The organism is Nisaea sp. (assembly GCF_017640745.1).
Lineage (GTDB): Bacteria > Pseudomonadota > Alphaproteobacteria > Thalassobaculales > Thalassobaculaceae > Nisaea.
Genome location: NZ_JAEPQA010000009.1, coordinates 21,129 through 48,031 on the forward strand (window position 1 = coordinate 21,129; position 26,903 = coordinate 48,031).

Below are 26,903 nucleotides of genomic sequence, written 5' to 3' on the forward strand. Positions count from 1 at the left end.
GGCCCTTTTTTCGCTTCAGTCTTATGGATCGCGTGACATGAACCGGATTTTCTCGGGCGTGCAGCCCACAGGTAACCTGCATCTCGGCAATTACCTCGGCGCGATCCGCAACTGGGTGCAGCTGCAGCGCGACTACAATTCGATCTTCTGCGTCGTCGACATGCATGCGATCACCATGCCGCCGCACGATCCGGAGGTTCTGCGCCGCGCCACCCGCGAGGTCGCGGCCGGCATGATCGCTGCCGGTATCGATCCGGAAGAGTGCATCATCTTCAATCAGTCCGCCGTTCCGGCGCATGCCGAACTGACCTGGATCTTCAACTGCGTCGCCCGTATCGGCTGGCTGAACCGGATGACGCAATTCAAGGAGAAGGCGGGCAAGAACCGCGAGAACGCGACGGTCGGGCTCTACGACTATCCGGTGCTGATGGCGGCCGACGTGCTGGTCTACAAGGGCACGCATGTGCCGGTCGGCGACGACCAGAAACAGCATCTGGAGCTGATGCGGGATATCGCTCAGGCCTTCAACTCAATGTACGGCGTCGATTTCTTCCCGCTGCCGGAGCCGATGATCTTCGGCGAGGCGACGCGGGTGATGAGCCTCCGCGACGGCACCAAGAAGATGAGCAAGTCGGACACGTCCGAATATTCGCGCATCAACATGACCGACGAGGCGGACGATATCGCGCAGAAGATCCGCAAGGCCAAGACCGATCCGCATCCGATCCCGGAGACGGCGGCGGAGATGGCGGACCGGCCCGAGGCGAAGAACCTGATCGCGATCTATGCCGCGCTCGAGGGCACGGACACCGATACCGTCCTGAAGCAGTTCGCCGGCAAGGGTTTCGGGGACTTCAAGAAGTCCTTCGCCGAGCTCGCGGTCGAGGTGCTGGGGCCGATCGGTTCGGAAATGAAACGGTTGACCGAGGATACGGCTGCGGTCGATGCGGTGCTGAAGCGCGGCGCCGACCGGGCCCGCGAGATCGCCGAGCCGGTGGTGCGCGAAGCCAAGGAAATCGTCGGCTTCCTCAAGCCGTAACCGGCTCCACGCCGTAAGGTGTGAACACTTCCACCGGTGCGCGCAGGCCGCGCACCGGATGGCTGCCGAGGGTCTTGAGCGACAATGTCGCCATCCGGGCAATGGCGTCCGAGGCCACGATCGTATGGCCGAGGTCCTTGCCGAGCCCCTGCAGACGGCTCGCCAGGTTCACCGCCGGGCCGATCACGGTGAAATCGAGCCTGGTCGGGCTGCCGATATTGCCGTAGCTGACATCGCCGACATGCAGGCCGAGCGCATGCTCGATCCGCGGCTTGCCGTGCTTTTCCCGGAGCGCGTTCCGGCTGCGCAGCAGGGTCTGCGCCTCCATCGCAGCCTTCAGGACCGCGTCCGCTTCGCCGGCAACGCTGTCGCGGCCGAGCGGGAAGATTGCCAGCAGCCCGTCGCCGATGAATTTCAGGATCTCGCCGCCCCTTTCCTCGATCGGCTGCGACATGATCTCGAAATAATCGTTCAGCATCTCGATAATCTCGGCGCTGGGCAGGCTGTCGGACGCAGCGGTAAAGCCGCGGACGTCGGCATAGAGGATCGCGGCGCGGATCGTCTCCGAGGTCCCGCGGCGGATGGCGCCGTTCAGGACCCGGCGTCCGGTATCGCGGCCGAGATAGACCTCCAGCAGGTCGCGGGTCAGCTTCTGCCGTTCCAGGATCTCGATCCGCATGCTCAGGGCCGGAAGCAAACCGTCGAGAATGCTGAGATCGGATGCGGCGAAGCCGCCCTCGGCGTCGGACGCCCAGGTAACGAAATTGAGGTCACCGTTGCTGAACTTGAGTGGCATGGCGACATAGTCCGTCGCGCCTTCTTCTCTCAGGTCATGCAGCACCGGGAAGTCGAGAGGCGTTTCCGGATCGCAGAGGCGGCGGCGGATTGCGGCGGCCCCTTCGAAGATCACGGGCAACGGGCTGCGCTGGAAACTCTCCGTCTCCTCGATCCCGTGCAGGACCATGAGTTCTTCGGGGTCGCGCATCGTCTTGCGCCAGATAACCGATCGGCCGCGGGCCTGGGGATGCAGTGTCCGGATGAAACAGGTCGCGCGCAGCATGGGCATGCCCTGGGCGACCAACAGGTTGCAGAGGTCGCGCATCAGCTCGCGCATGGAAAGGATGCCGCTGGAGGGCTCCATGAGCCAGCGCTCCGGCGCCATGATCAGGTCTTCGGCCGAAAGCGAGCTGCCGGGCGGCAATGCGGTCTCGTGATCGGCGCCCTCGTGGGTGACGCGGACATGCGGCCTGATGGGATCGATCTGACGCTCTGTGGCCGGTTTCGCTTTCAAGGGATCCGGGCTCCGTTCTGGAAAGACTGTCTTTCCTTGCGCCATAGCGGCAATTCAATGATAAGGCAGCGCGCCCGTGGCAAAAAGTGGGCTTGAAATCACTTTCTTCAGGGACACTCTATATAGTACCAATTTAGTGCCCGACGAGTTAAGAGTCTCGGGCCCCGACAGGACCGGCGCACATTTCAGAAGGCGCCGGCCGGCCCGGGGGTCCCTCAAGGAGAGAATGGGATGTTTATCCAGACTGAAGAAACGCCGAATCCGGCGACGCTGAAGTTCCTGCCGGGGCAGGACGTGATGGGAAGCGGCACCGCGGAGTTCCGTTCGGAAGAGGAAGCGGCCGGAAAGTCCCCGCTGGCGGAACGGCTGTTCGACGTGGACGGCGTGACCGGTGTGTTCTTCGGCGGCGATTTCATCACCGTTGCCAAGCGCGACGACAAGGAATGGTACCTGATGAAGCCGGCGGTGCTCGGTGTGATCATGGAACATTTCACCGCCGGCCGGCCCGTCGTGACAGCGGATTCCGAAGCCGGACACAGCGCCGACGGAGAGGACAGCGAAGTCGTTTCCCAGATCAAGGAACTGCTGGACACGCGCGTGCGCCCGGCGGTGGCGATGGACGGCGGGGACATCGTGTTCGAAAGCTTCGACGAAGGTGTCGTGACGCTTTACATGCGCGGCGCCTGCGCCGGCTGCCCGAGCTCGACGGCAACCCTGAAAATGGGCATCGAGAACATGCTTCGGCACTATATCCCGGAGGTCCGCGAAGTTCGCGCCGCCGCGATGTAAGTATTCGAATCAAGAATAAATCGAATACCAGCTATGTGCGAAATGCAGTGGCAAGGGATTCCCTTTGTCTATATGTAGCGGTATGATCGTTGTCGTCAGAATGTGGCAGCGGTTTTTTCGATGACAAATCAGCGTCTGAAAATGCCGTCATTCCATATGGTTGCGCTCGTTGCCGGCGCAGCAGCACTAGCGACCCAGATTTCCGTTTTAGTCGAGCCTGAGACCGTTGCCCCGGAACGAACCGAGCGGCCGGCCCAGACGGTCTCTGCGCAGAAAGGGCATGTCGTTGAACCCGCCAGCACCAAGGCGCTTGAGTTTGTTTTCGGCACCGTCGGTTTCGACCTGAAGCAGGTCCGGCGCGGATCGGAACCCGTTCCGGCGATCTATGTGTCGAGCCTGCCTGACGATCTCGGCTTTATCGACGAGGTCGGACGGAAGAAGAAGCTGTTCTTCTCCGCCGTGCTTCCGCTGGTCCTGAGCGCGAACGAGCGCGTTTCGCGGGACCGTGCCAAGCTTGTCCGCCTGCGTGACAGGGTGCTCGACGGCGCCAACCTTCATTCATCCGAGAAAGACTGGCTTCTCCGCCTGGCAGATCGCTACGGCGTCGAGTCCTCGGGCGATATCGACCGTCCGCTTCTCAACGCCCTGAACCGACGGGTCGACGTGGTTCCGGTCTCGTTGGCCCTGGCGCAGGCGGCGGTCGAGAGCGGCTGGGGCTCGTCCCGGTTCGCCCGTCACGGCAATGCCCTCTTCGGGCAGCGGGCCTGGAGTGACGACAAGGGCATCGTTCCGACAGAGCGCACCGACAGCGAGGGTCACGTCGTCCGCAAGTACGACACCCTGCTGAGTTCGGTCTCCTCCTATATCCACAATCTCAACACTCATCCGAGCTACAGCGATTTCCGCAGCTACCGTGAAGAAATGCGTGAGAGCGGCGAGCGGCTGGACGGCAAGCGGCTTGCCGGCGGATTGCTCGCCTATGCCGAAATCGGCGAGGAATATGTCGATATCCTGCGCCGCGTGATCGAGAAGAACAGGCTGAACGAACTCGACGACGCACTGCTCAACCGCAATATCGTCACCGCCTTCAATCAGGCCGGCTGACCGCCGGTCGCTTACCCCGTCACGGCACGATGAACTGCGTGCCGAACCAGCGCCAGCGGTTGTCCGGTCCGGGCATCGTGCAGTTGATGCGCGAGCGGCCCGGCGGGAACGGCTGTTTCAGCCGGACCTCGACGCGCTGTTCCAGATATTCGAGATGGGTCTCCCCTTCGCTCGACGCGAAGCAGGAGAGACTGTTCGGGCTGCCGATCGACGCGTCCAGCGTAAAGCCGAAAGCGGGCGGATTCTCGACAAGCAGGGTGTCCTCCGGCAGCACGTCGCTGACCGGGAGCGGCAAGGCGTTGGCAATCAGCCGGAACCGGTCGATCCCGCCATAGCGTTCGTTGAGGGCGAAACGCGGCAGGGTCAGATGGTCCATGCCGGTATAGGCGACGCCGGAATGCTGACCGAATGCGGCCGTGAAGCCGGCATCTGCGACGGACTTCCTTACCATCAGGCTGTATTCGCCATAAGGGTAGGCGAAGAGTTCGGGTTTGGTGCCGAGTTCGTCGACGAAACGCTGGTTGGACTCGGTCAGTTCGCGCTCCAGCGCGAGCCGGTCGAGCGTCGTCATGTGCGGATGCGAGCGGGTCTGGCTACCGATCGTGACGCCGGCGTCGCGCATCTCGCGGATCTGGTCCCAGCTCATATAGCCCTTCACCTGACGGTCGATCGCCCCGGTGGCGACGAAAAGCGTGAAGGGCAGACCGGCCTCCTTCAGGCGCGGCCAGGCGTGCTCATAGACCGAGAGATAGGCATCGTCGACGGTGATCGCGATCGTGCGGTCCGCGAGCGGCTCGCCGGATTTCAGCGCCTCGATGACCTTCGGAAGCGGCAAAACGTGATAGCGCTCCTTCTTCAGTTCCTCGATATGTTCTTCGAATTGCTCGATACGGATACTGGTCGAGGGAAAGTCGTTCTCGCCGAAACGGTGGTACATCGTGATCACCGCACCCGAAATTTCCTGTGCCGCAAGCGGGCCGGAAAAGACGGCGAAGAGGCAGGAGAAGGCCAGGAGGAGAGCGGCCGTGACTGTGCGCGCCGCGGCCGGCCGGAGGGTGTTCCTCCTGTCCGGGCGGCGAAAGTGCGTACGATTCGGCATAGACACTATATTCCTTTGCTGTCGTCCGCCAACGTGGTTTACAGGCAGCGATGCGACTGGAAAATTTGCACTTTCGGGCCGCGTTGTCACTCTAACATACGCATTTCGCGGCGGAAAATAAGATGGCGCACCTGCCCCGCACAATTCTCGGCATCGATAGCAGCACCGGCGCCTGCTCCGTCGCCCTGCGCGTCGGCGCGGAGGTGCGCGCGGTGCGCCGCGAGGACATGACGCGGGGACAATCCGAGCGTCTCGCCCCGATGGCCGAGGAGGTCATGCGGGAAGCCGGACTCGGTTTCGCCGCTCTGGATGCGATCGCGGTCAGCCGTGGTCCGGGCTCCTTTACCGGTCTCAGGATCGGCCTTGCCTTTGCCAAGGGGCTGGGTCAGGCGCTCGGCATTCCGGTCATCGGTGTCACCGGTTTCGACGCGGTCGCGCGCGCGGCGCGCGCCGAATCGGGCGATGCCTCGACTGCACTTGCCGTTGTTCTGGAGAGTCGGCGCGCCGACCTCTTCCTGCAGATTTTCGAGGTGGATGGAGCACCGGCCGGCGCTCCCATCGCCCTGCCCGCAGACGCCATCGCGGAGCGTCTCGCGACGTTTGCTGCGTCCAAGCCGGTGCTGCTGGCGGGCGATGCCGCGGACAAGGTCACCGCATTGCTCGGCTCCGCCTGTATCCGCAGTCCGGCCACGGTTCCGGATGCGGACGAGGTTTCCGCGCTCGGTCTCGCTCTGCTCGAAGCCGGCACCGAGAGCGAGGCCGCGCCTCTCTATCTCAGGGCGCCCGACGTGACGCATCCGGCATCGTCATGACAGCAGGCGGCCGGTTCGTGCTGGATGAGGCTATCACAGCACATCTTGACGAGGCCGCCCGGTTGCACGGCGCGCTTTTTGCGAGCCCCTGGTCGCGTGCCGCGCTTCAGGACCTCCTCGCGGTACCGGGTACGGCGGGCGCGGCGGTCCTCGATGTTGAAGGCGAGCCCCGGTTCGCGGGCTTCGTTCTGTTTCGCAGTCTGGGCGACTTTGCCGAAATCCTGACCGTCGCCGTTGCTCCGGAGCAGCGCCGCCATGGCCACGGGCGGCGGCTCATGCTGCATGCCATGTACAAGGCCCGCAGCGCGGGGGCGGAGAGGATGCTTCTCGAGGTTCAGGACGGTAATCTGCCGGCGATCCGGCTCTACGAGGCCCTCGGAATGACCGCGTTCGATCGTCGCCCGAACTATTACAAAGCGGACAATGGCAGCCATGCCGATGCCATAATGATGCAGTTAATCTTCGAGGATTGACGATCGGGCCGGCGCGGGCGCGGCGGTTTCGACAAAGATACCGGTTTTTGGCGGTTTTCCGCTGCAACCAGACTGTCATGCGAATGTGTGAAAACTGTCATCGGTCTGTCGGTATAAGCGGGCATCGGATGGGCTCTTCCGGATCTATCCGCCGCGCCGACCGGGCGATTTTTCTGGCGGCGGCGCAACGCGTACCCATATCGGAGCCATGGATTTGCGGCCGCGGCGGCATCCTCGGTTCCGGTGACCTGCGGCCCCGAAGATAGGGATGCGACCAATCATGGGATTCTCGATTCCGACGCGCACGATGCTCTCCGAAACCAGCCCGGTTTCCATAACCGGAGCGGACCGGCTGGGCGACCAGCCGCTGCTCTCCGGATCGCTGGAGGTCAGGCTCGCCGCGGGAGAAGAGGATATCCTCGCGGCAAAACAGCTGCGCTACCGGGTGTTCTACGAGGAAATGGGTGCGATTCCGTCGGCCGCGGCCCGGGCCAGCGGTCTCGATGAAGATTCGTTCGACGATGTGGCGGACCATCTTCTCGTGCTCGATCACAACCTCGGCAACGGCCCGGAAGCTGTGGTCGGCACCTATCGCCTGATCCGCCGCTCGGCGGCCGAGACCGCGGGCGGCTTCTACACCGCCGACGAATTCGACATCTCCAGGCTGGAAGCCCAGCCGGGCGAGATCCTTGAGCTTGGCCGTTCCTGCACCGCGAGCGGCTACCGCACGCGTCCGACCATGCAACTGCTCTGGAAAGGCATCGCGGCCTACGTGTTCCAGAACGACATCTCCCTGATGTTCGGCTGCGCCAGCCTGCCTGGGAACGACGCCGAGGCGCTGCGAACGCAGCTCGCCTATCTTCATCACCAGCATCTGGCGCCGGAGCGGATCCGGGCGACGGCGCTGCCGGAGCGCTATGTCGAGATGGACCGCATGGCGGCCGAAGAGATCGACCTGCGCCGGACCGCGGCCACGCTGCCGCCGCTGATCAAGGGTTATCTCCGGCTCGGCGGCTTTGTCGGGCACGGCGCGGTGATCGATCACCAGTTCAACACCACGGATGTCTGCGTGATCGTCGAGACGAACAGTGTGTCCGACAAATACTACAAGCACTACGAACGCGAAGCGCGCGGGATCTCCATTCAATGAGCATGGCCGGAACGCTTGAGGAGCTGAACGAGGAGGAGATCCTCGGGGATCCCGGTCTCCTGGGGTCGTGGGAGCGCAATCTCGAGCCCGCCGAAGCGGCGGGCATGGTTGCGCCGTCGCGCACCCTGGTCTGGCGCCGGATCGCGCTCTACGGGGCGCTGACCTGCACGCTCCTGCCGCTGCAGATGCTCCTTTTGGCTTTCCGGTCGCCGATGTCCTCGGCCCTGCCTCTCTTCTATCACGGGCTCTGCGCTCGCCTGCTCGGCTTCCGGGTGAAGGTGCGGGGTCGCCCGCTGGCCAAGGGGCCGGTGCTCTATGCGAGCAACCATGCCTCCTATTTCGACATCGTTGTGCTCGGCAGCTTGCTCCGCGCGAGCTTTATCGCAAAGAGCGAGGTGAAGAGCTGGCCCGGCTTCGGCCTGCTGGCAATTCTGCAGCGCACGGTATTCGTCGAGCGCCGCCGTGGCCGCTCGAAGCACCACGCAAATGCCATCGCCGACCGGCTCGCCGGCGGCGATCGCCTCGTGCTTTTCCCCGAGGGTACCAGCAACGACGGCAACCGAACGTTGCCGTTCAAGAGCTCCATGTTCGCCGCTGCCGAAGTGCGCGACCCAGCCGGAGAGCTCAAGGTACAGCCGGTTTCGATTGCCTATACGCGGCTGAACGGCATGCCGATGGGCCGCGGGCTCCGTCCGTTCTATGCCTGGTACGGAGACATGGATCTCGTGCCGCACCTGCTGGAGGCGCTGGCGCTCGGCCGGGTCGATGTCGAGGTCGAGTTCCACGAGCCGGTCGACCCTTCGGCTTTCGCGAACCGCAAGGCGCTTGCCGCCCATTGCGAGCAGGTTGTCTCGCGCGGTGTTTCGCGTGCGCTTTCGGGGCGGGTCTAGGATATCCGCTGATCGCCGCTCGTCACGAGGTTCGCGCCGCGGAATCCCGGTTTTCGCGCAGTTCTGCCGCTTGACTGTGGGTCGCCCGGTGTTAGCATTCTCCTGATGGAAGCAAACGCACGCTGGAATTTCAGTTTCACTCGGCGTATTTGTGCCGCCGATCTCCTGAAATTCGACCCCTCGAGCGACGGTAAGGCTGAGCGCGCGTGAGCAAAAAACTCTTCATCAAGACCTATGGCTGCCAGATGAACGTCTACGACAGCGAGCGTATGACGGACAGCCTCGTTTCCCTCGGATACGACCCGGTGGCGACGCCGGAAGATGTGGACATGGTGATCCTCAACACCTGCCATATCCGCGAGAAGGCGACGGAAAAGGTCTTTTCCGAGCTCGGACGCATCCGTCTGGAAAAGGAAGCACGCGCCGCCGAGGGCAGGCCTTTGCTGATCGCGGTCGCGGGCTGCGTGGCCCAGGCCGAGGGCGAGGAGATCGTCAAGCGCGCGCCGTTCGTGGATCTCGTTTTCGGGCCGCAGACCTATCACAGGCTTCCGGAACTGGTGCGCGAGGCCGAACGCAAGGCCGGCGAGCGGCAGGCCGCATCCGGCGGGCGCGGCACCCGCGGCGCAGGCGTTGTCGACACCGACTTCCCGGTCGAGAGCAAGTTCGATTTCCTGCCGGAAGAGCGCCACGCGAGCAGCGCGGCGGCTTTCCTGTCGATCCAGGAAGGTTGCGACAAGTTCTGCAGCTTCTGTGTCGTGCCCTATACCCGCGGCGCCGAATTCTCGCGGCCTGTCGAACAGGTGCTGGCGGAAGCGCGCCGGCTGGTCGCGTCCGGCACCGCCGAACTCACCCTGCTCGGGCAGAATGTGAACGCCTATCACGGCGCAGCCGACGGCGGGGAATGGGGTCTCGGGCGGCTGATCCGCGAACTGGCGGAGATCGATGGGCTGGAGCGGATCCGCTACACGACCTCGCATCCGAACGACGTGGATGAGGATCTGATCGCCGTGCACCGCGACGTTCCGCAGCTGATGCCCTATCTGCATCTCCCTGTGCAGTCCGGGTCGGACCGCATTCTGCGGGCGATGAACCGCAAGCACGATGCGGCCACCTATCGCTGTGTCGTCGACCGGCTGCGCGAGGCGCGCCCGGATCTCGCCCTCTCCTCCGACTTCATTGTCGGGCATCCGGGAGAAAGCGACGCGGATTTTGCCGAGACGCTCAAACTTGTCACGGATATCGGCTACGCTCAGGCCTATTCGTTCAAATACAGTCCCCGGCCGGGCACCCCGGCGGCGGGCACGGACATGCAGGTCGACGAAGCGGTGAAGTCGGACAGATTGGAAACCCTGCAGCAGCTTCTGAACGCGCAGCAGCTCGCCTACAACGCCGCGTCCGCCGGGACGGTGCAGCCGGTGCTGGTCGAGCGCACGGGTCACAAGGACGGCCAGCTCGTCGGGCGCGGCCCTTATATGCAATCGGTGCATTTCGCAGGATCGGAGCGGCTTGTCGGCACTATCGTCGATGTCCGCATCGATGCGGGCTATGCCAATTCCCTGTCCGGAACCGTGGTCACCAGCGAATGGGACGGCGTTCCCGGACTCTCGTCGCGCAACCCTGACCATGAAAGGGCGATTGCTTGAGCATCACGAACGAGGCCACCGAGAGCGTCCGACTTGAGTTTGCCGATCACGATCTCCTGCCGGCGCTGCTCGGCGAGCATGACCGGAACCTCGCGCGGATCGAGCAGAAACTTCCCGTCTCCCTTTCCTGCTTCGGGAACACCGTCACGGTGGAGGGCGACAAGGACTCGGTGATCACGGCGCAATCGGCGCTGACCTCGCTCTACAGGCGCCTCGAGGGCGACCGGGATGCCGGCAAGAAACTGAAGAGCCTCGACATCGGGACGGTGGATGCCGCTGTCAAATGGGCCCAGAGCGACGATGACGTCGCCAACGGTTCCAGCGGCTTCAACGATCGTTCCGCCTTCGTACCGACATGGAAGCGGGCCATCCAGCCGCGCTCGCCGAACCAGCACCGCTACATCCAGGCGCTGTCGCGGGACGAGCTTGTGCTCGGCCTCGGCCCGGCCGGTACCGGCAAGACCTATCTCGCCGTCGCGATGGCGGTCTCGATGCTGATGGAGCGCAAGGTCGAGCGTCTGATCCTTTCCCGCCCGGCGGTCGAGGCCGGCGAGCGGCTCGGCTTCCTGCCGGGAGACATGAAGGACAAGGTCGACCCCTATCTCAGGCCGCTCTATGACGCGCTCTACGACATGATGCCGGGCGACCAGGTCGAACGCCGGCTGACGGCGGGGGAGATCGAGGTGGCGCCGCTCGCCTTCATGCGCGGACGGACGCTGGCCAATTCCTACATCATCCTCGACGAGGCGCAGAACACGACGCCGACGCAGATGAAGATGTTCCTGACCCGGCTCGGCGAGAATTCCCGCATGGCGATCACCGGCGATCCGTCGCAGATCGACCTGCCGTTTGGCGCCAAGTCCGGTCTGGTAGATGCGATGGGCGTGCTCGATCGCATTCCCGGCGTCAGCGTGGTCGAGTTTTCCGCCCGCGACGTTGTGCGTCACCCGCTGGTGACGAAAATCGTCCATGCTTACAATGATCGTGAATCGGCCCGTCTCGATGACGGGAAGAAATAGGGACAAAAGAGGAGTACCCGCGCGTGCCCGACGAATCGGAGCCAGGAAGTAGTCGCTTCAGCGCTTTGGCTGAACAGGATCCGCCGGAAGACCCGGAGCAGCCGGACAGAAATCTGGATATTGCCGTCGCCGTGCCAAATCCGGCCTGGACGGACGCTCTCCCGGATGTGGAGTGCATCTGCATCGCCAGTGCCGCCGCCGCGATCGGCAGCCCGTTGCGTCAGACCGAACTCAGCATCGTTTTGTCCTCGGATGACGAAGTTCGTGTGCTCAATCGCGACTACCGGAAAAAGGACAGCCCGACCAATGTGTTGTCCTTTCCGTCCGGACTTGCATCCGGGGTCGGCGATGCCGATATGCTCGGGGACGTAATCCTCGCCTTTGAAACGGTCTCCATGGAAGCGGCCCGGGACGGTAAATCGCTGGACTCCCATTTGCGCCATCTTGTCGTGCATGGCGTGCTGCATCTGCTCGGGTTCGATCACGAGACCGAGGCGGAGGCGTCCGAGATGGAGCGTCGCGAGGTCGAGATCCTTGCCGGGTTCGGCATTGCGGATCCCTACGAGGCGGTGGCGGAGCCGGTGCGATGAGTTCGGACACCGAAAAGGCGTCGCTTGACGCAGACCTGCCGGTTTCTCCGGCGGAGCAGGGCGATCCGCAAGAACGCCGCGATGCCTCGTGGCAGCCGCTCAAGCAGATTGTGAAGGCCTTCAGGCTGAAGCGAAACGGAAGCTCGTCCGTCCGCGACGCTCTCGAAGAGCTGATCGACGAGGACAGCAAGGGCGAACCCGGCGAAGGTCTTGCGATCGATCCGCACGAACGGGCGCTGATCCGGAACATCCTCGGGCTGCGGGACATCACCGCGCGGGATGTGATGGTCCCCAGGGCGGATATTACCGGGGTGGAGATCAGCACCTCTCTGGACAAACTCGTCGACGACATGGTCAAGGACGCGCACAGCCGCGTTCCGGTCTATCGCGAGACCCTCGACGATGTCGTCGGCATGGTCCACATGAAGGACGTGCTCGCGCATATCCATGCCGGCAAGGACGTTCCGCTCAGCTCGCTGCTGCGCGAGGTGCTGTTCGTGTCGCCGTCGATCCGGGCTATGGATCTGCTGCAGGAAATGCGTCTGACCCGGCGCCACCTCGCCCTCGTCGTTGACGAGTTTGGCGGGGTCGACGGGCTGATCACGATCGAGGATCTGGTCGAGGAGATCGTCGGCGATATCGTTGACGAGCACGATGTGGACGAAGGTCCGAAAATCACCATGGTCGGGCCGGACACCGCGATCGCCGATGCCCGGGCCGAGATCGAGGAGTTCGAGGAGCTGTTCGGCCAGGTCCTGGACGAGGAGGAGCGCGAGGAGATCGACACGGTCGGCGGCCTGGTCTTCTCGCTCGCCGGGCGGGTTGCCGCACGCGGCGAACTCCTGACCCATCCGGCCGGCATCGAATTCGAGGTGCTGGAAGGGGATTCCCGCCGGATCAAACGGATACGCATCCGCAGGGTGGAGCCGGACGCGCTCCTGCCGGAGGCCGGTTCGTGAGTTCCCGGGCGGCCGTTGCCCGGTTGGGCACGGGCGCCCGCAGCACTGTCCTGCGCCTCGTGCGCCTGACGGGAGCCGTGAATATCGCTCTGATGGCGGGATCCGGGGCGGTCGCGGCGCTAGCGCTCCCGCCCCTCGGCATCGTTCCCGCGCTGTTCGCGTTCTCCCTGCTCATGCTGTCGCTGGAGCATCGGCGGAGCGCGGCCGGGGCCTTCGCCGGCGGATGGGCCTTTGCCTTCGGTCATCACGTCGCCGGGCTTTATTGGATTTCGAACGCCTTGCTGGTCGACGGCGAGCGGTTCGCCTGGGCGGTGCCGTTCGCCGCCGTCGGGTTGCCGGCCGTGCTTGCGCTCTATGGCGGGCTCGCTGCGCTGCTCTATCACCGGCTCCGGCCGCGCGGCTGGCTGCGGGCTCCGGTCCTCGCGGGCGCCTGGACGCTGGCCGAGATGCTGCGCGGCACGATCGCGACCGGCTTTCCCTGGAACCTGCCGGCCTCCGCCTGGTCCTTTTCCGATGCCCTGATGCAGCCGCTGGCCCTGTTCGGCGCCTATGGCTACGGCTTCTTCGTCCTGCTGTTCGCGCTCTCTCCGCTGTTGCTGCTGCGGAGCGGCGCCGGGCGTCTCGAGCGCGGCATCGGTATCTGCTCGCTCCTGCTGCCGCTGCTTTTTCTCGTCTTTGGCCAGTTTCGCCTGGACGCGGCGATGCCCCTCGACCCGGCCGCGCCGACAGTGCGCGTCGTGCAGGGAAACATTCCCCAGCGGGACAAGTGGAACCCTGAGCTGATCCGCGGGCATGTCGCGAAATATGCGATGCTGACGCGTCTGCGAGAAGCCGACGCCGTGCCGGCCGGGTTCGGTGCACTGCCGCCCGCGCGCCTGGTGGTCTGGCCGGAAACGGCCATCCCCTATGCCCTCAATCGCGAGCCGCAGTTCGCGGCCTATCTCGGCTCCCTGCTGCCGCCCGGCGATGCCGTGCTGATGACCGGAGCGCCGCTGCGCGAGGCAATACCCGGATATCCCGAGGCAACCCGGAACTACAATGCCGTCGTGGCGCTCGACCGCACCGGCCGGATCATCGCCCGGCACGACAAGTTCCATCTCGTTCCGTTTGGCGAATATGTGCCGTTCAGCGAATGGTTGCCGCTCGGACCAGTGGTGAAGACCGGCCAGGGCTTCACGCCGGGTCCCGGTCCGGGCAGCTTCGAGGCACCGGGTCTTCCACCGATCGGCTCCCTGATCTGCTACGAGGTGATCTTTCCCGGCGCCGTCACGGCGCCTGCCGGACCCCGTCCAGGGCTTCTGGTGAACGTAACAAACGATGCCTGGTTCGGTTTCAGTTCAGGACCTTACCAGCATCTCGCGGCCGCACGGATGCGTGCCGTGGAAGAAGGAATCCCGATTATCCGTGCTGCGAATACGGGAATTTCCGCAATCATCGATGCCTACGGGCGTGTTCTCGCCTCGCTTCCTCTTGAGCGGACGGGTGCGATTGACAGTCCGCTTCCCCCGGCTCTGCCAAGTAAAACGCTCTATGCGCGCGTCGGAGACAGCTTGGCAATAGTGCTGGCGCTTCTGCCACTATTAGCGGCATTTCTTCGCAGGGCCAGTTAGCTCTCTTTTTTCTTTTTTTTGTTAAGGCTTTCCTGTTGACTGCATACGTTTGTATGGGTAACTGGTTTCAACGCAATTTGAGATTAATGGTTCTGATTATGGAGCAGCCGTCGAGAAAGCGTCGTCCCGGTGGCCGGATGGCCAGCTTGGGAAAACCGAATCCGGTCGACGTTCATGTCGGATCGCGCGTCCGCATGCGCCGTACGCTTCTCGGCATCAGCCAGGAGAAGCTCGGCCAGGCACTCGGACTGACGTTCCAGCAGGTGCAGAAGTATGAACGCGGCGCAAACCGGATCGGCGCGAGCCGGCTGTACGATCTGAGCCGGGTGCTCGAGGTTCCGGTCAATTACTTCTTCGAAGAGATGGCACAGGAAGTCCGCGAGCAGTCGCCTGGACGCCTGTTCGAAAAAGATCAGGATCCGGAGGCCTACCAGCTTCCCGACGACCCGATGAACCGGCGCGAAACCCTTGAACTCGTTCGTGCCTATTACCGTATCGCGGACCCGGAAGCACGGCGTCGGCTGTTCGACCTGATGCGTTCGATCGCGAACACTTTCGACGGCGAAGAGTCCGAATAGGAACCGCGTCGGTTTCTGCTTGACCGGGATTCGCAAAAGCGGCAGGTAATCCTACCTCTCGGTGCCTTCGACAGATTCACCGAACAGAGATTCATGCACGGCGCTTCCAACCGGGGCAGGCGTTCACGGGTACGTTTTATGCCGGCATGGGTGTAACTCATTTCCTAGGAGAGCCCCCGTTGACTCAATCCGACTACGAATTCACCAGCGAATCCGTTTCCGAAGGACATCCGGACAAGGTCTGTGACCGGATCTCCGATACGGTCGTTGACATGTTTCTTGCCGCGGATCCCATGAGCCGCGTCGCGTGCGAAACCCTGGCCACGACCGACAAGGTCATCCTGGCGGGCGAAGTGCGCGGGCCGGCGTCCGTTACCAAGGATGCGATCATCGAGTCGACGCGCGAGGCGATCCGCGACATCGGTTACGAACAGGACGGCTTCAGCTGGAAGACGGCCGATATCGAGGTTCTGCTGCACGAGCAGTCCACCGATATCGCGATGGGTGTCGACGCCGCGGGCAACAAGGACGAAGGCGCCGGCGACCAGGGCATCATGTTCGGTTTTGCCTGCCGCGAGACCGAGGCGCTCATGCCGGCGCCGATCCACTATTCGCACCAGATCCTGAAATCCATGGCCGAAGCGCGCAAATCCGGTGCGCAAAAGGGCTTCGGGCCGGACTCCAAGAGCCAGGTGACCCTGCAATACGCGAACGGCAAGCCGGTGCGCGCTTCCTCCGTCGTGGTCTCGACCCAGCATGACGAGGATCTTGAGCAGGACGCGATCCGCGAAATGGTTCGCGAGCACGTGCTGAAGGTCCTTCCCGAGGGCTGGATGTGTCCCGAGGATCATTTCTACGTAAACCCGACGGGCCGCTTCGTGATCGGCGGTCCGGTCGGCGATGCCGGTCTGACCGGCCGCAAGATCATCGTCGACACCTATGGCGGTGCGGCGCCGCATGGCGGCGGTGCGTTTTCCGGCAAGGATCCGACCAAGGTCGACCGCTCCGCGGCCTACGCGGCGCGCTGGGTCGCCAAGAACGTCGTGGCCGCCGGCCTCGCCGACAAGTGCACGATCCAGGTGTCCTACGCGATCGGCATCTCCCACCCGCTCTCGATCTATTTCGAGACCTACAACACGGGCAAGGTTGACGAGGCCAAGCTGGCTTCGGTGATCCGCGAGATCGTCGATCTGTCGCCGCGGGGAATCCGCGAGCGTCTCGCTCTCAGCAATCCGATCTACCGGCCGACCTCGGCATATGGTCATTTCGGCCGCGAAGACGGTGCGCCCGGGCACTTCACCTGGGAGAAGCTCGACCTCGTGGACGACCTGAAAAGCGCCTTCGCTTAAGGACCAGACGAGAAACGGGACCGAGCCGTGCCCACGGGCAAGGAAGATCCGAAAGACATCGTACAGCGCGACCGCGTCTTCTATGGCAGAAGGCGCGGTCGGCGCTTGCGCGCGGGTATGGAGACGCTGCTCGAAACGCGGCTGCCGGAGCTTCGCGTGGAGCTGCCGGACACACCCGGCGCCAGACTGGATCCCCGGACGCTGTTTCCGCCGGATACGGAGGAGATCTGGCTCGAGATCGGCTTCGGCGGCGGCGAGCACCTGGCCGCGCAGGCAGACGCCAATCCCGGGGTCGGCTTTATCGGCTCCGAGCCTTTCATGAACGGCGTCGCCAGCCTGCTCCGCCATTGCGAGGATCGCGGTCTCGGCAATGTCCGGATCTATCCCGACGACGTGCGCGACCTGCTCGCCGTTCTGCCGGATAGATGCCTCGACCGGATCGCCGTGCTCTTCGCCGATCCCTGGCCGAAAAAGCGCCACCATGCGCGCCGCATCATCCAGCACGAGACGATCGCCGACTTTCACCGCCTGCTGAAGCCCGGCGGCGAGCTGCGGCTGGCGACCGACGACATGGGCTATCTGCGCTGGATGCTGGCCCGCGCAACCGCGAACGAGGGTTTCCGCTGGCTAGCCCGCGGGCCGCAGGACTGGCGGGTCCGGCCGAACGATTGGCCCGAGACGCGTTACGAGGCCAAGGCCCGGGCGCAGGGCCGCCGGCCGGCCTTCATGCGGTTCGAACGTCTCCATACCGACGGTTGACCGAATTTTCTTGAAGCATTCGCGTACTGGGTTATATTTGGGGCTCCATTACATGACCCAATCGGTAACGCTGATAGGGTGGGCCAACGGCCCACTTTTTTTTTGCGTTTCCCGAGGGTGGTTTTCCCGGCCCTGGCCGGGGCGGACTGTTAGAGGATCCGGGTGACGCAACAGCTGAACGAGCGCATTGCCGCAATGATCGGACCATCGGTTGAGTCGATGGGCTACGATCTCGTGCGGGTGAGCTTTACCGGCGGCAAGAAGGCCGTGCTGCAGATCATGGCAGAGCGCACCGACCGCACCCAGATGACGGTCGACGACTGCGCCGATATCAGCCGTGCGATTTCGCTGATCCTCGATGTCGAGGACCCGATTTCCGGGGAATACAATCTCGAGGTCAGCTCGCCGGGGATCGATCGTCCTCTGGTGCGGCCGGAGGATTACGACCGTTTCAGCGGTTTCGAGGCGAAGATCGAGCTCGAGGTGCCGGTGAACGGGCGCAAGCGGTTCCGGGGCGAGGTCCTCGGGTCCGCAGAAGACGGAACCGTCGCGATCGAACAGGACGGGGAAAAGCTGAGCTTTCCCTTCGCTGCGATCCGAACGGCGAAACTGGTTTTGACCGATGCTCTGATCGACGCTGCCGAGCGCGGCGAGATCTGAGGCGGTCTGGGGCAAACGGAACAAACGGCAAGAAGACGCGACCCATGGAAACGGCAACCCAACCCAAGCTTGAACTGATTCAAGTCGCCGATGTCGTAGCGCGCGAGAAAGGTATCGAGCGCGACGAGGTCCTGGAGGCGATGGAGCAGGCGATCCAGAAAGCCGGCCGCTCCAAATACGGCCATGATCGTGACATCCGGGCCAATATCGACCGCACCAGCGGCGCCATCGAACTCGTCCGCGTGACCGAGGTGGTCGACGAGGTCGAGGACGAGATGACCCAGATCTCCGTTGCCGCCGCGCAGAAGCGGGATCCGAACCTGAAGGCGGGCGACCTGATCGTCGATCCGCTGCCGCCGATCGATTTCGGCCGCATCGCCGCGCAGACCGCCAAGCAGGTCATCGTGCAGAAGGTGCGCGAGGCCGAGCGGGCCCGCCAGTACGAGGAGTTCAAGGACCGCGTCGGCGAGATCGTCAACGGCATCGTCAAGCGGGTCGAGTTCGGCAACGTCACCATCGATCTCGGCCGGGCAGAGGCGGTGCTGCGCCGCGACGAGCTGCTGCCGCGCGAAAGCTTCCGCAACGGCGATCGTGTGCGCGCCTACATCTACGACGTCCGCGAGGAACAACGCGGCCCGCAGATCTTCCTGTCGCGCACCCATCCGCAGTTCATGGCCAACCTGTTCAAGCAGGAAGTGCCGGAAATCTACGACGGCATCATCGAGATCAAGTCGGTCGCCCGCGATCCGGGCAGCCGCGCGAAGATCGCGGTGATCTCCTATGACGGCAGCATCGATCCGGTCGGCGCCTGCGTCGGCATGCGCGGCTCGCGCGTGCAGGCCGTGGTCGGCGAGCTGCAGGGCGAGAAGATCGACATCATTCCCTGGTCCGAGGATCCGGCGACCTTCGTGGTCAACGGTCTCGCTCCGGCCGAGGTCAGCAAGGTCGTTCTGGACGAGGAGCAGCGCCGCATCGAAGTGGTGGTGCCGGACGACCAGCTCAGCCTCGCCATCGGCCGCCGCGGCCAGAACGTGCGCCTCGCCTCGATCCTCACCGGCTGGGATATCGACATCCTGACCGAGGCCGAGGAATCCGAGCGCCGTCAGGAAGAGTTCAAGACCCGGTCGAAGACTTTCATCGACTCCCTCGATATCGACGATGTGATCGCGCATCTGCTTGTGGCGGAAGGCTTCACCTCGGTCGACGAGATCGCCTATTCGCCGCTCGAAGATCTGATGAGCATCGAAGGTTTCGATGCGGACATCGCCGAGGAGCTGCAGAACCGGGCGCTGGCCTTCGCCGAGGCCGAACGCAACCGGCTGCAGGATCGCAGCACCGAGCTCGGTGTGGCGGAAGACCTGCTGAATTTCGAGGGCCTGAACCTCGCCAATATCGTCCAGCTCGCCGAACAGGGCGTGAAGACGCTGGACGATCTGGCGGATCTGGCAGGCGACGAGCTGATCGAGATGCTGCCTGAGGCGGGCCTCGATCAGAGCACGGCGAACGAGGTCATCATGGCGGCCCGCGCACACTGGTTCGAGGACGAGGAGTCCGAGGCCGGCGAGGACGGTGCCGAAGCTGGGGAGGCTCATGACGAGACCCCGGCAACATGAGACCCTCGCGCTAGCCGATAGCGACCGGTCCGGCCGCGGCGACCGCAGGTGCATCGCCACCGGCGAGAGCGGCGGCCCGGAGGGCATGATCCGTTTCGTGATCGGCCCGGACGGTGACGTCGTTCCGGATCTTTCGGAAAAGCTTCCGGGCCGCGGCCTCTGGGTCACGGCGAGCCGTGATGCGCTTGCCGAGGCCAGCCGCAAGCGGGCCTTTTCCCGTGCCGCCAAGCAGAAGGTCACGGTGCGCGACGACCTCGTCGAGGCCGTCGAAGCCATGCTCGTCGCCTCGATCCAGTCGCTTATCGGACTGGCCCGGCGTGCGGGAGCGGCCATCGCGGGCCATGCCAAGGTCGAAGACGCCGTGCGCCACCACAAGGCGGTCCTGCTGATCGAAGCGGCGGACGGCGCTGCGGATGCGCGGGAGAAGATGACACGGCTTGGCGGCGGCCTCCCGGCCCTGGCCTTGCTGACCCGCGCCGAGCTCGGAGCGGCCTTCGACCGTGAGCAGACGGTGCATGCGGCCATCCTGGCGGCAGGCGACCATTCGAAGGGTCTGACGGCCCGTTTGACACGAGAATTTGCACGACTTGCAGGATTCCGGGGCGATATTTCTCGACTCGGCTTGGAAAACAACGGCTAGGGGTGTATTGAGGCCCCTGCCCGGTATCATGGAAAAGACGCGCGACCTAGAATGACAACGAGCAACGAGACTGATCGCAAGAAACTGAGCCTGTCCGGACGGGGGAAACTTTCCCTCGGAAAGTCCGTCGACAAGGATCAGGTGAAGCAGAGCTTTTCCCATGGCCGGTCCAAGACTGTTCAGGTCGAGCGGCGGCGCAAGCGCGTCGGCGGTCCCGGCGGTCCTGGCGGTGCCGGTGATTCCGGAGGCCTGAGCGCGGAGGAACGGGAACGCCGTACCCGGGCACTGAAGGAAGGCCTGAAGCAGCAGGAAGCCGCGCGCGCCGAGGCGCCGGAGCCCAGCGCTGCGGCCGAACCCGCGCAGCCGGCTCCCGAAGCGGCCCCGCAGGCCGAACCGGAAGCGGCGCCGGAGCCGGTCGATCGCCGTCAGGCCGAGCTTGAGGAAATGCGCCGGATCGCTGAGGCTGAAGGCAAGGTGCGCGAAGAAGAAGCCGCGCGTCTCGCCGAAGAGGCCGCCGCGCGCGAAGCCAAGGCGCAGGCCGAACGTGCCGCCGCCCGTGCGGCGGAACCGCGGAACCAGCCCGATCGCGACCGTGGCCCGGCTGCGGCCGCGGCTCCGGCAATGCCGGACGAGGACAGTGAAGGCCGGCGCGGCAAGCGCCGCGGTGGCGGCGCCGGTGCGCCGGACCGCCGTGCGGCCCCGACTCCGAGCCGGCGCGGCGAACAGCGCCGCCGGTCCGGCAAGCTCACGGTTTCCCAGGCTCTTGACGATCGGGGCGGCGAACGCTCCCGCAGTCTTGCCTCCGTGCGCCGTGCCCGCGAGCGCGAGAAGCAGCGGATGCGCGAGGAGGGTGGCGAGCAGGCCAAGCAGGTCCGCGAAGTCGTCATTCCGGACGCGATTACCGTGCAGGAACTCGCCAACCGTATGGCGGAACGTGCGGGCGACGTCATCAAGACGCTCATGAAGATGGGCATGATGGCGACCATCACCCAGTCGATCGACAGCGATACCGCCGAGCTCGTGGTGGCCGAATTCGGCCACAAGGCGAAGCGCGTCTCGGAATCCGACGTCGAGCTGCAGCTCCAGGTCAAGGACGACGCTCCGGAAGACCTGAAGCCGCGTGCGCCGGTCGTGACCGTCATGGGCCACGTCGACCACGGCAAGACCTCGCTTCTGGACGCGCTCCGGCGCTCCGACGTGGCGGCGGGCGAAGCCGGCGGCATCACCCAGCATATCGGCGCCTATCAGGTGACCGTGCCCTCCGGTGCGAAGATCACCTTCCTTGACACGCCGGGCCACGAGGCCTTCACCGAGATGCGGGCGCGCGGTGCAAATGTCACCGACATCGTCGTGCTCGTCGTCGCGGCCGACGACGGCATCATGGCGCAGACCGTGGAAGCCATCCGGCATGCCAAGGCGGCCGGCTGTCCGATCATCGTCGCGGTCAACAAGTGCGACCTTCCGGACGCCGATCCGAACCGGGTCCGCCAGGAACTGCTGCAGCACGAGATCGTGGTCGAGGAAATGGGCGGCGACGTGCTTGCCGTCGACGTCTCGGCGAAAACCAAGCAGGGCCTCGACAAGCTTGAGGAGGCGATCCTCCTGCAGGCCGAACTGCTCGAGGTCAAGGCCAATCCCGACCGTCGTGCCGAAGGCGCGGTGGTCGAGGCGAAGATGGAAAAGGGCCGCGGCAGCGTCGCGACCGTGCTCATCACCAAGGGCACCCTCAATGTCGGCGACATCTTCGTTGCCGGTGCCGAATGGGGCCGCGTCCGCGCGCTGCTGGACGACCATGGCCAGCGCATCCAGAGCGCCGGTCCCAGCATGCCGGTCGAGGTTCTCGGCTTGCAGGGCACGCCGGTCGCGGGTGACGAGTTCGGCGTGGTCGAGACCGAGGGCCAGGCCCGCGAGATCGCGGAATATCGTCAGCGCGTGCTGCGCGAGAAGTCGGCCGTGGCCGGCGCCCGCGGTTCCGTCGAGCAGATGCTGTCCGCTATCGCAGCGGGCCAGGCCGAAGAGCTGCCCGTGGTCATCAAGACCGACGTGCACGGCTCGCTTGAAGCGATCCGGTCGACCCTGGAGAAGATCTCCAACGACCAGGTTGCGGTGCGGATCCTCCACGGTGCCGTCGGCGGCATCAGCGAGTCCGACGTGAGCCTGGCCAAGGCCTCCGGCGCGCTGATCATTGGCTTCAACGTCCGTGCGGTCCCGCAGGCGCGGGATCTGGCGGCGCAGGAAGGCCTCGAGATCCGCTATTACTCGATCATCTACGAGTTGATTGACGACATCAAAGCGGCGCTCACCGGCATGCTGTCCCCGGACCTCAAGGAAGAGTTCCTCGGCAATGCGGAAATCCGCGAAGTCTTCAACATCACCAAGGTCGGCAAGGTCGGTGGTTGCATGGTCACCGAAGGCCTGCTCCGTCGTGCCGCCAAGGTCCGTCTGCTGCGCGACAACGTGGTGATCCACGAAGGCACGCTGAAGACCCTGAAGCGCTTCAAGGACGAAGTGAAGGAAGTTCGCGAGGGGTACGAATGCGGTGCCGCGTTCGAGAACTACAACGATATCCAGGTCGGCGATTTCATCGAGTGCTTTGAGGTGAAGGAAGTCGCGCGCAGCCTGGAATCGGTCCAGCAGGCCAGCACCTCGTCCTGAGCGGCGGGGTTTGACTGTCACACAGACTGACGGGAGCTAGAAAGTGGTTGGATCGCACCCTGAGAAGGCAGGGCGGCGCGGTCGCGCGCCGTCCCAGCGCCAGTTGCGCGTGGGCGAGGAAGTGCGTCATGTGCTTGCCGGCGTGTTCCAGCGTGGTGAATTGCATGACCCGGAGCTCGATGGAGTCTCGATCACGGTAAGCGAGGTCTCGGTCAGCCCCGACCTGCGCAACGCCACGGTCTTCGTCATGCCGCTCGGCGGCGCCCATGCCGACGACGTGCTCGCCGGCCTGAAAAGGGCGGCGCCGTTCCTGCGCACAATGCTGGCGAAGCAGATGACCCTGCGCACCGTTCCGCGGATGCGCTTCATCATCGACACGGCATTCGAGACCGCCAGCCGGATCAACGAGATGTTCCAGGATCCGGTGGTGCGCGCCGATCTCGAAAAGCACGATGACGAGGAAGAGGGCGGCAATGGCGCGTAGGAAACGCGGCAATCCGGTCAATGGCTGGGTGATCCTCGACAAGCCGTCGGGCGTCACCTCGACCCAGGCGGTTTCCGCCGTGCGCCGCGTGTTCGACGCGCAGAAGGCGGGTCATGCCGGGACGCTCGATCCGCTGGCCACCGGGATCCTGCCGATCGCCCTCGGCGAGGCGACCAAGACCGTCCCCTATGTGATGGATGCGTCGAAGGAATATACCTTCGAGGTGACCTGGGGCGAGGAACGCTCGACCGACGATCTCGAGGGCGAGGTGACCGGGACCTCCGAGGTGCGCCCGGACGAGGCCGCGATCGAGGCCGCGTTGCCGGCTTTCATCGGGACGATCACCCAGGTTCCGCCGAAATTTTCCGCCGTGAAGATCCAGGGCCAGCGGGCCTACGATCTCGCGCGCAACGAGGAGCCGGTCGAGCTCTCGCCGCGCGAGGTGCGGATCGATTTCTTCGACCTGGTCGAGATGCGCGGCGCCGACCGCGCGCTGTTCCGGGTCGGCTCCGGCAAGGGTGCTTACATGCGCAGCCTCGCCCGCGATATCGCGCGCGCGACGGGAACGCTCGGGCATATTTCGATGCTCCGGCGGCACCGGGTCGGCCCGTTCCTCGAAAAAGATGCGATTTCTCTGGATTCCTTGAAAGCTTTGGATCATAGTCCCGCCGCTTTCGAGCACCTATTGCCGGTGGAAACGGCGCTGGACGGCATCCCGGCGCTCACTCTGGCCGGTGCAGAGGCAAATAAGCTCAGATGCGGTCAGTCCGTCCCGGTCTTCCGGGCTATGGACCTCGACCGTTTCGGAGATCTCCGGGAAGGCGACCTCATGTACGCCGTTTCCGGGGGCAGCCCGGTCGCGATCGGACGGATCGACGGCGGCTGTATTTGCCCCATGCGCGTACTCAACCTTTGACCTAGGAGTATCCGATGTCGATTACGCAAGAGCGCAAGACCGAGCTCATCCAGAAGTTCGGCCGCGAAAAGGGCGACACCGGTTCGCCGGAAGTTCAGGTTGCGATCCTCACCGAGCGCATCGTGAACCTCACCGAACACCTGAAGACCCACAAGAAGGACTTCCACTCCCGCCGTGGGCTTCTGATCATGGTCGGCCAGCGCCGCCGCATGCTCGACTATCTGAAGTCGAAGAGCGTCGAGCGCTATCAGACCATCGTCTCCGAACTGGGCCTGCGCCGCTAATCCGTGCCGCAGGACTAAGGAACAGGACCGCACCCGCCCCGCGATTGTCGTGGGGCGGTTTGCGTTTCTGCAGGGCTTTGATGGACCGCCGTTATCGGGCGCCGTGATTGGCATTTGACGCCCCCGGCGATCCATGCGATTGAAGGCCCGCTCAATAGAGGAAAAACCGAAGAACCGCACCGATATCGACACCGAGAAATATGAGCCGGGTGTCACCTCGTTCGAACTGTATTCGGTGACCGAGGGCCTCCCGGACCGTTCTCCCGCGCCAGACGAGGCGCTGCGTTTGAAGAACCGTCCCGGACAGCTCCCTCCCACGCGAATCAGCAAATCGACCGAGGCTCGGAACCGAGCGGTTCAGCTTTGAAGGAAAGCTGAATGTTTCAGATCTACAAGAAAGAAATCGACTGGGGCGGGCGCAAGCTGACGCTCGAAACCGGCAAGATCGCCCGCCAGGCCGACGGCGCCGTCATGGCGACGCTTGGCGAGACCACCGTGCTCTGCACCGCCGTCTACGCGCGCCAGCCGAAGCCGGGTGTCGATTTCTTCCCGCTGACCGTGAACTACCAGGAAAAGACCTTTGCCGCCGGCAAGATCCCTGGTGGTTTCTTCAAGCGCGAAGGCCGCCCGACCGAAAAGGAAGTGCTGACCTCGCGCCTCATCGACCGCCCGATCCGTCCGCTCTTCGTCAAGGGCTTCAAGAACGAGACGCAGGTCGTCTGCACCGTTCTGTCGCATGACCTCGAGAACGATCCGGACGTCGTCGCCATGATCGGCGCCTCCGCCGCCCTGACCATTTCCGGCGTGCCGTTCCTCGGCCCGATCGCGGCCTGCCGTGTCGGCTACAAGAATGGCGAATACATCCTGAACCCGCGCCAGAGCGAGCTGCCGGACTCCGAGCTCGATCTGGTCCTCGCGGGCACCCAGGAAGGCGTGCTCATGGTCGAATCCATGGCCTCCGAGCTGTCCGAGGAAGTGATGCTCGGCGCCGTGACCTTCGGCCACAAGGCATTCCAGCCGGTGATCGATGCGATCATCGATCTGGCCGAAGCCTGTGCCAAGGAACCGATGGAAATGGCGGGCGAGAGCGAAGATGTCGCCCGCGTCCGTGACGCTCTGAAGGCCGGCATCTCCGCCGACATGACCGAGGCCTATGCCGAGCCGAACAAGACCCAGCGTCAGGCCAATGTCGCCGCCGTCCGCGAGAAGGGCATCGCCCTCTTCGAGGAAGATGCGGACAAGGAAATCGCCAAGAGCCTGATGAAGGAAGTCGAGGCCGACGTCGTGCGCGGCGCGATTCTGAAGACCGGCCAGCGGATCGACGGCCGCGACACCAAGACGGTGCGCCCGATCGTCTCCGAGGTCGGCATTCTGCCGCGCGCCCACGGCTCCGCGCTGTTCACCCGCGGTGAGACCCAGGCGCTGGCCGTGGCCACCCTCGGCACCGGTCAGGACGAGCAGATCATCGACGCGCTCGAAGGCGAATACCGCGAGCACTTCATGCTGCATTACAACTTCCCGCCCTACTCGGTCGGTGAAGCGGGCCGCATGGGCTCCCCGGGGCGCCGCGAAATCGGCCATGGCAAGCTCGCCTGGCGCGCCGTGCGGCCGCTGCTGCCGTCCAAGGAAGCCTTCCCCTACACCATCCGGGTCGTCTCCGAGGTCACCGAGTCCAACGGCTCCTCCTCGATGGCGACCGTCTGCGGCACCTCGCTGTCGCTGATGGATGCGGGCGTTCCGCTGAGCGCGCCGGTGGCCGGTATCGCCATGGGCCTGATCAAGGAAGGCGACGAGTTCGCGGTGCTCTCCGACATTCTCGGCGACGAGGATCATCTCGGCGACATGGACTTCAAGGTCGCCGGTACGGAGAAGGGCGTTACCTCCCTGCAGATGGATATCAAGATCACCTCGATCACCGAGGAGATCATGAAGATCGCGCTGGATCAGGCTCGTGACGGCCGCAAGCACATCCTCGGCGAGATGGCCAAGGCCCTGACGACCTCCCGTGAGGGCGTCTCCGAGAATGCGCCGCGCATCACCACCATCACGGTCCCGACCGACAAGATCCGCGAGATCATCGGCCCGGGCGGCAAGATGATCCGTGAGATCTGCGAGACCACCGGCGCCAAGATCGACATCGACGACGACGGCACCGTGAAGGTCGCGGCGGTCGATACCGCCTCCACCGAAGCGGCGCTCGAGCGGATCCGCTACATCGTCGCGGAGCCGGAGATCGGCGTGATCTATAACGGCAAGGTCGTGAAGACCGTTGATTTCGGCGCCTTCGTGAACTTCCTCGGTGCCAAGGACGGCCTCGTCCATATCAGCGAGCTGAAGAACGAGCGCGTCGGCAAGACCACCGACGTGGTGAATGTCGGCGACCAGGTGAAGGTCAAGGTCATCGGTTTCGACGACCGCGGCAAGGTCAAGCTGTCGATGAAGGTCGTCGACCAGGAGACCGGCGAAGACCTCTCCGAGAAGCCGGCCGAGGAATAAA

Annotated in this window: 25 protein-coding genes; 23 read left to right on the plus strand and 2 right to left on the minus strand. The window is 64.4% G+C overall.

All coding sequences use genetic code 11. From position 1 onward, the window contains the following. The first annotated feature begins 37 nt into the window (after positions 1-37). Positions 38-1,039, plus strand: a complete 1,002-nt coding sequence (gene trpS / locus JJ959_RS08185; RefSeq protein WP_292881923.1) for a tryptophan--tRNA ligase — start codon at positions 38-40, stop codon at positions 1,037-1,039. Here trpS and JJ959_RS08190 read toward each other — a convergent pair. Next, positions 1,029-2,330, minus strand: a complete 1,302-nt coding sequence (locus JJ959_RS08190) for an adenylate/guanylate cyclase domain-containing protein (RefSeq protein ID WP_292881924.1) — start codon at positions 2,328-2,330, stop codon at positions 1,029-1,031. The genes trpS and JJ959_RS08190 overlap by 11 nt on opposite strands. Before the next feature lie 231 nt (positions 2,331-2,561). Between JJ959_RS08190 and JJ959_RS08195 the strand changes: the two genes are divergently transcribed. Both JJ959_RS08195 and JJ959_RS08200 read left to right on the plus strand, forming a co-directional pair. Then, complete coding sequence (locus JJ959_RS08195) at positions 2,562-3,119, plus strand: NifU family protein (protein WP_292881926.1); 558 nt, start codon at positions 2,562-2,564, stop codon at positions 3,117-3,119. Positions 3,120-3,239: 120 nt separating this feature from the next. Next, a complete protein-coding gene (locus JJ959_RS08200; protein WP_292881928.1) occupies positions 3,240-4,223 on the plus strand; it encodes a glucosaminidase domain-containing protein in 984 nt (327 codons plus the stop codon). A gap of 19 nt (positions 4,224-4,242) precedes the next feature. Here JJ959_RS08200 and JJ959_RS08205 read toward each other — a convergent pair whose 3' ends face one another. Beyond that, on the minus strand, positions 4,243-5,322 hold the full coding sequence (locus tag JJ959_RS08205) for a polysaccharide deacetylase family protein (RefSeq protein ID WP_292881929.1): 1,080 nt from the start codon (positions 5,320-5,322) through the stop codon (positions 4,243-4,245). Between the two features lie 122 nt (positions 5,323-5,444). Between JJ959_RS08205 and tsaB the strand changes: the two genes are divergently transcribed. The 20 genes from tsaB (at position 5,445) to pnp (ending at position 26,902) form a co-directional block, all read left to right on the plus strand. Beyond that, positions 5,445-6,134 (plus strand): tRNA (adenosine(37)-N6)-threonylcarbamoyltransferase complex dimerization subunit type 1 TsaB, encoded by a 690-nt coding sequence (gene tsaB / locus JJ959_RS08210; protein ID WP_292881932.1) that lies wholly within the window; start codon positions 5,445-5,447, stop codon positions 6,132-6,134. After that, entirely contained in the window at positions 6,131-6,607 is a 477-nt protein-coding gene (locus JJ959_RS08215; RefSeq protein WP_292881934.1) for a GNAT family N-acetyltransferase, read from the plus strand. Before tsaB ends, JJ959_RS08215 begins: the two co-directional genes overlap by 4 nt. Before the next feature lie 307 nt (positions 6,608-6,914). Further along, positions 6,915-7,757 carry a GNAT family N-acyltransferase gene (locus JJ959_RS08220; protein WP_292882184.1) on the plus strand — a complete coding sequence of 281 codons (843 nt, stop codon included), beginning with the start codon at positions 6,915-6,917 and terminating at the stop codon, positions 7,755-7,757. Then, positions 7,754-8,647, plus strand: coding sequence for a lysophospholipid acyltransferase family protein (locus JJ959_RS08225; protein WP_292881936.1), 894 nt, complete (start codon positions 7,754-7,756; stop codon positions 8,645-8,647). The genes JJ959_RS08220 and JJ959_RS08225 overlap by 4 nt, the downstream gene beginning before the upstream one ends. A gap of 206 nt (positions 8,648-8,853) precedes the next feature. Further along, a complete protein-coding gene (gene miaB, locus JJ959_RS08230; RefSeq protein ID WP_292881939.1) occupies positions 8,854-10,290 on the plus strand; it encodes a tRNA (N6-isopentenyl adenosine(37)-C2)-methylthiotransferase MiaB in 1,437 nt (478 codons plus the stop codon). After that, positions 10,287-11,309, plus strand: a complete 1,023-nt coding sequence (locus JJ959_RS08235) for a PhoH family protein (RefSeq protein WP_366816941.1) — start codon at positions 10,287-10,289, stop codon at positions 11,307-11,309. The genes miaB and JJ959_RS08235 overlap by 4 nt, the downstream gene beginning before the upstream one ends. Positions 11,310-11,422: 113 nt before the next feature. After that, the gene (ybeY, locus tag JJ959_RS08240; RefSeq protein ID WP_292882189.1) at positions 11,423-11,899 is read left to right on the plus strand and encodes an rRNA maturation RNase YbeY; all 477 of its coding nucleotides are present in this window, start codon (positions 11,423-11,425) and stop codon (positions 11,897-11,899) included. Continuing rightward, positions 11,896-12,858 carry a hemolysin family protein gene (locus JJ959_RS08245; RefSeq protein ID WP_292881942.1) on the plus strand — a complete coding sequence of 321 codons (963 nt, stop codon included), beginning with the start codon at positions 11,896-11,898 and terminating at the stop codon, positions 12,856-12,858. Before ybeY ends, JJ959_RS08245 begins: the two co-directional genes overlap by 4 nt. After that, a complete protein-coding gene (lnt, locus tag JJ959_RS08250; protein ID WP_292881944.1) occupies positions 12,855-14,468 on the plus strand; it encodes an apolipoprotein N-acyltransferase in 1,614 nt (537 codons plus the stop codon). The genes JJ959_RS08245 and lnt overlap by 4 nt, the downstream gene beginning before the upstream one ends. A gap of 137 nt (positions 14,469-14,605) precedes the next feature. Further along, positions 14,606-15,046, plus strand: a complete 441-nt coding sequence (locus JJ959_RS08255; RefSeq protein WP_292881947.1) for a helix-turn-helix transcriptional regulator — start codon at positions 14,606-14,608, stop codon at positions 15,044-15,046. 179 nt (positions 15,047-15,225) lie between these two features. Further along, positions 15,226-16,395, plus strand: a complete 1,170-nt coding sequence (gene metK / locus JJ959_RS08260) for a methionine adenosyltransferase (protein WP_292881950.1) — start codon at positions 15,226-15,228, stop codon at positions 16,393-16,395. Positions 16,396-16,422: 27 nt separating this feature from the next. Next, a complete protein-coding gene (locus JJ959_RS08265) occupies positions 16,423-17,154 on the plus strand; it encodes a tRNA (guanine(46)-N(7))-methyltransferase TrmB (protein ID WP_292881953.1) in 732 nt (243 codons plus the stop codon). Between the two features lie 162 nt (positions 17,155-17,316). Continuing rightward, positions 17,317-17,814, plus strand: a complete 498-nt coding sequence (gene rimP / locus JJ959_RS08270; protein ID WP_292881956.1) for a ribosome maturation factor RimP — start codon at positions 17,317-17,319, stop codon at positions 17,812-17,814. Between the two features lie 44 nt (positions 17,815-17,858). Beyond that, the gene (gene nusA / locus JJ959_RS08275; RefSeq protein ID WP_292881959.1) at positions 17,859-19,427 is read left to right on the plus strand and encodes a transcription termination factor NusA; all 1,569 of its coding nucleotides are present in this window, start codon (positions 17,859-17,861) and stop codon (positions 19,425-19,427) included. Next, positions 19,405-20,067 carry an RNA-binding protein gene (locus JJ959_RS08280; protein ID WP_292881962.1) on the plus strand — a complete coding sequence of 221 codons (663 nt, stop codon included), beginning with the start codon at positions 19,405-19,407 and terminating at the stop codon, positions 20,065-20,067. The genes nusA and JJ959_RS08280 overlap by 23 nt, the downstream gene beginning before the upstream one ends. Before the next feature lie 51 nt (positions 20,068-20,118). Next, positions 20,119-22,722, plus strand: coding sequence for a translation initiation factor IF-2 (infB, locus tag JJ959_RS08285; RefSeq protein ID WP_292881965.1), 2,604 nt, complete (start codon positions 20,119-20,121; stop codon positions 22,720-22,722). A gap of 43 nt (positions 22,723-22,765) precedes the next feature. Further along, positions 22,766-23,206 carry a 30S ribosome-binding factor RbfA gene (gene rbfA / locus JJ959_RS08290; RefSeq protein ID WP_292881967.1) on the plus strand — a complete coding sequence of 147 codons (441 nt, stop codon included), beginning with the start codon at positions 22,766-22,768 and terminating at the stop codon, positions 23,204-23,206. Beyond that, complete coding sequence (gene truB, locus JJ959_RS08295) at positions 23,196-24,122, plus strand: tRNA pseudouridine(55) synthase TruB (protein ID WP_292881969.1); 927 nt, start codon at positions 23,196-23,198, stop codon at positions 24,120-24,122. Before rbfA ends, truB begins: the two co-directional genes overlap by 11 nt. A 14-nt stretch (positions 24,123-24,136) precedes the next feature. Then, on the plus strand, positions 24,137-24,406 hold the full coding sequence (gene rpsO, locus JJ959_RS08300) for a 30S ribosomal protein S15 (RefSeq protein ID WP_292881971.1): 270 nt from the start codon (positions 24,137-24,139) through the stop codon (positions 24,404-24,406). A 378-nt stretch (positions 24,407-24,784) separates the two neighbouring features. After that, a complete protein-coding gene (pnp, locus tag JJ959_RS08305; RefSeq protein ID WP_292881974.1) occupies positions 24,785-26,902 on the plus strand; it encodes a polyribonucleotide nucleotidyltransferase in 2,118 nt (705 codons plus the stop codon). Position 26,903 lies beyond the last annotated feature (1 nt).

What these genes read in the sequence shown, in the direction of transcription:
- JJ959_RS08205 (WP_292881929.1), bottom strand. Translation starts at nt 5,322, where the DNA reads ATGCCGAATCGTACGCACTTTCGCCGCCCGGACAGGAGGAACACCCTC.
- JJ959_RS08200 (WP_292881928.1), top strand. Translation starts at nt 3,240, where the DNA reads ATGACAAATCAGCGTCTGAAAATGCCGTCATTCCATATGGTTGCGCTC.
- JJ959_RS08195 (WP_292881926.1), top strand. Translation starts at nt 2,562, where the DNA reads ATGTTTATCCAGACTGAAGAAACGCCGAATCCGGCGACGCTGAAGTTC.
- nusA (WP_292881959.1), top strand. Translation starts at nt 17,859, where the DNA reads ATGGAAACGGCAACCCAACCCAAGCTTGAACTGATTCAAGTCGCCGAT.
- truB (WP_292881969.1), top strand. Translation starts at nt 23,196, where the DNA reads ATGGCGCGTAGGAAACGCGGCAATCCGGTCAATGGCTGGGTGATCCTC.
- rpsO (WP_292881971.1), top strand. Translation starts at nt 24,137, where the DNA reads ATGTCGATTACGCAAGAGCGCAAGACCGAGCTCATCCAGAAGTTCGGC.
- tsaB (WP_292881932.1), top strand. Translation starts at nt 5,445, where the DNA reads ATGGCGCACCTGCCCCGCACAATTCTCGGCATCGATAGCAGCACCGGC.
- JJ959_RS08245 (WP_292881942.1), top strand. Translation starts at nt 11,896, where the DNA reads ATGAGTTCGGACACCGAAAAGGCGTCGCTTGACGCAGACCTGCCGGTT.
- pnp (WP_292881974.1), top strand. Translation starts at nt 24,785, where the DNA reads ATGTTTCAGATCTACAAGAAAGAAATCGACTGGGGCGGGCGCAAGCTG.
- JJ959_RS08280 (WP_292881962.1), top strand. Translation starts at nt 19,405, where the DNA reads ATGACGAGACCCCGGCAACATGAGACCCTCGCGCTAGCCGATAGCGAC.
- JJ959_RS08225 (WP_292881936.1), top strand. Translation starts at nt 7,754, where the DNA reads ATGAGCATGGCCGGAACGCTTGAGGAGCTGAACGAGGAGGAGATCCTC.
- trpS (WP_292881923.1), top strand. Translation starts at nt 38, where the DNA reads ATGAACCGGATTTTCTCGGGCGTGCAGCCCACAGGTAACCTGCATCTC.
- JJ959_RS08220 (WP_292882184.1), top strand. Translation starts at nt 6,915, where the DNA reads ATGCTCTCCGAAACCAGCCCGGTTTCCATAACCGGAGCGGACCGGCTG.
- JJ959_RS08255 (WP_292881947.1), top strand. Translation starts at nt 14,606, where the DNA reads ATGGCCAGCTTGGGAAAACCGAATCCGGTCGACGTTCATGTCGGATCG.
- infB (WP_292881965.1), top strand. Translation starts at nt 20,119, where the DNA reads ATGACAACGAGCAACGAGACTGATCGCAAGAAACTGAGCCTGTCCGGA.
- JJ959_RS08215 (WP_292881934.1), top strand. Translation starts at nt 6,131, where the DNA reads ATGACAGCAGGCGGCCGGTTCGTGCTGGATGAGGCTATCACAGCACAT.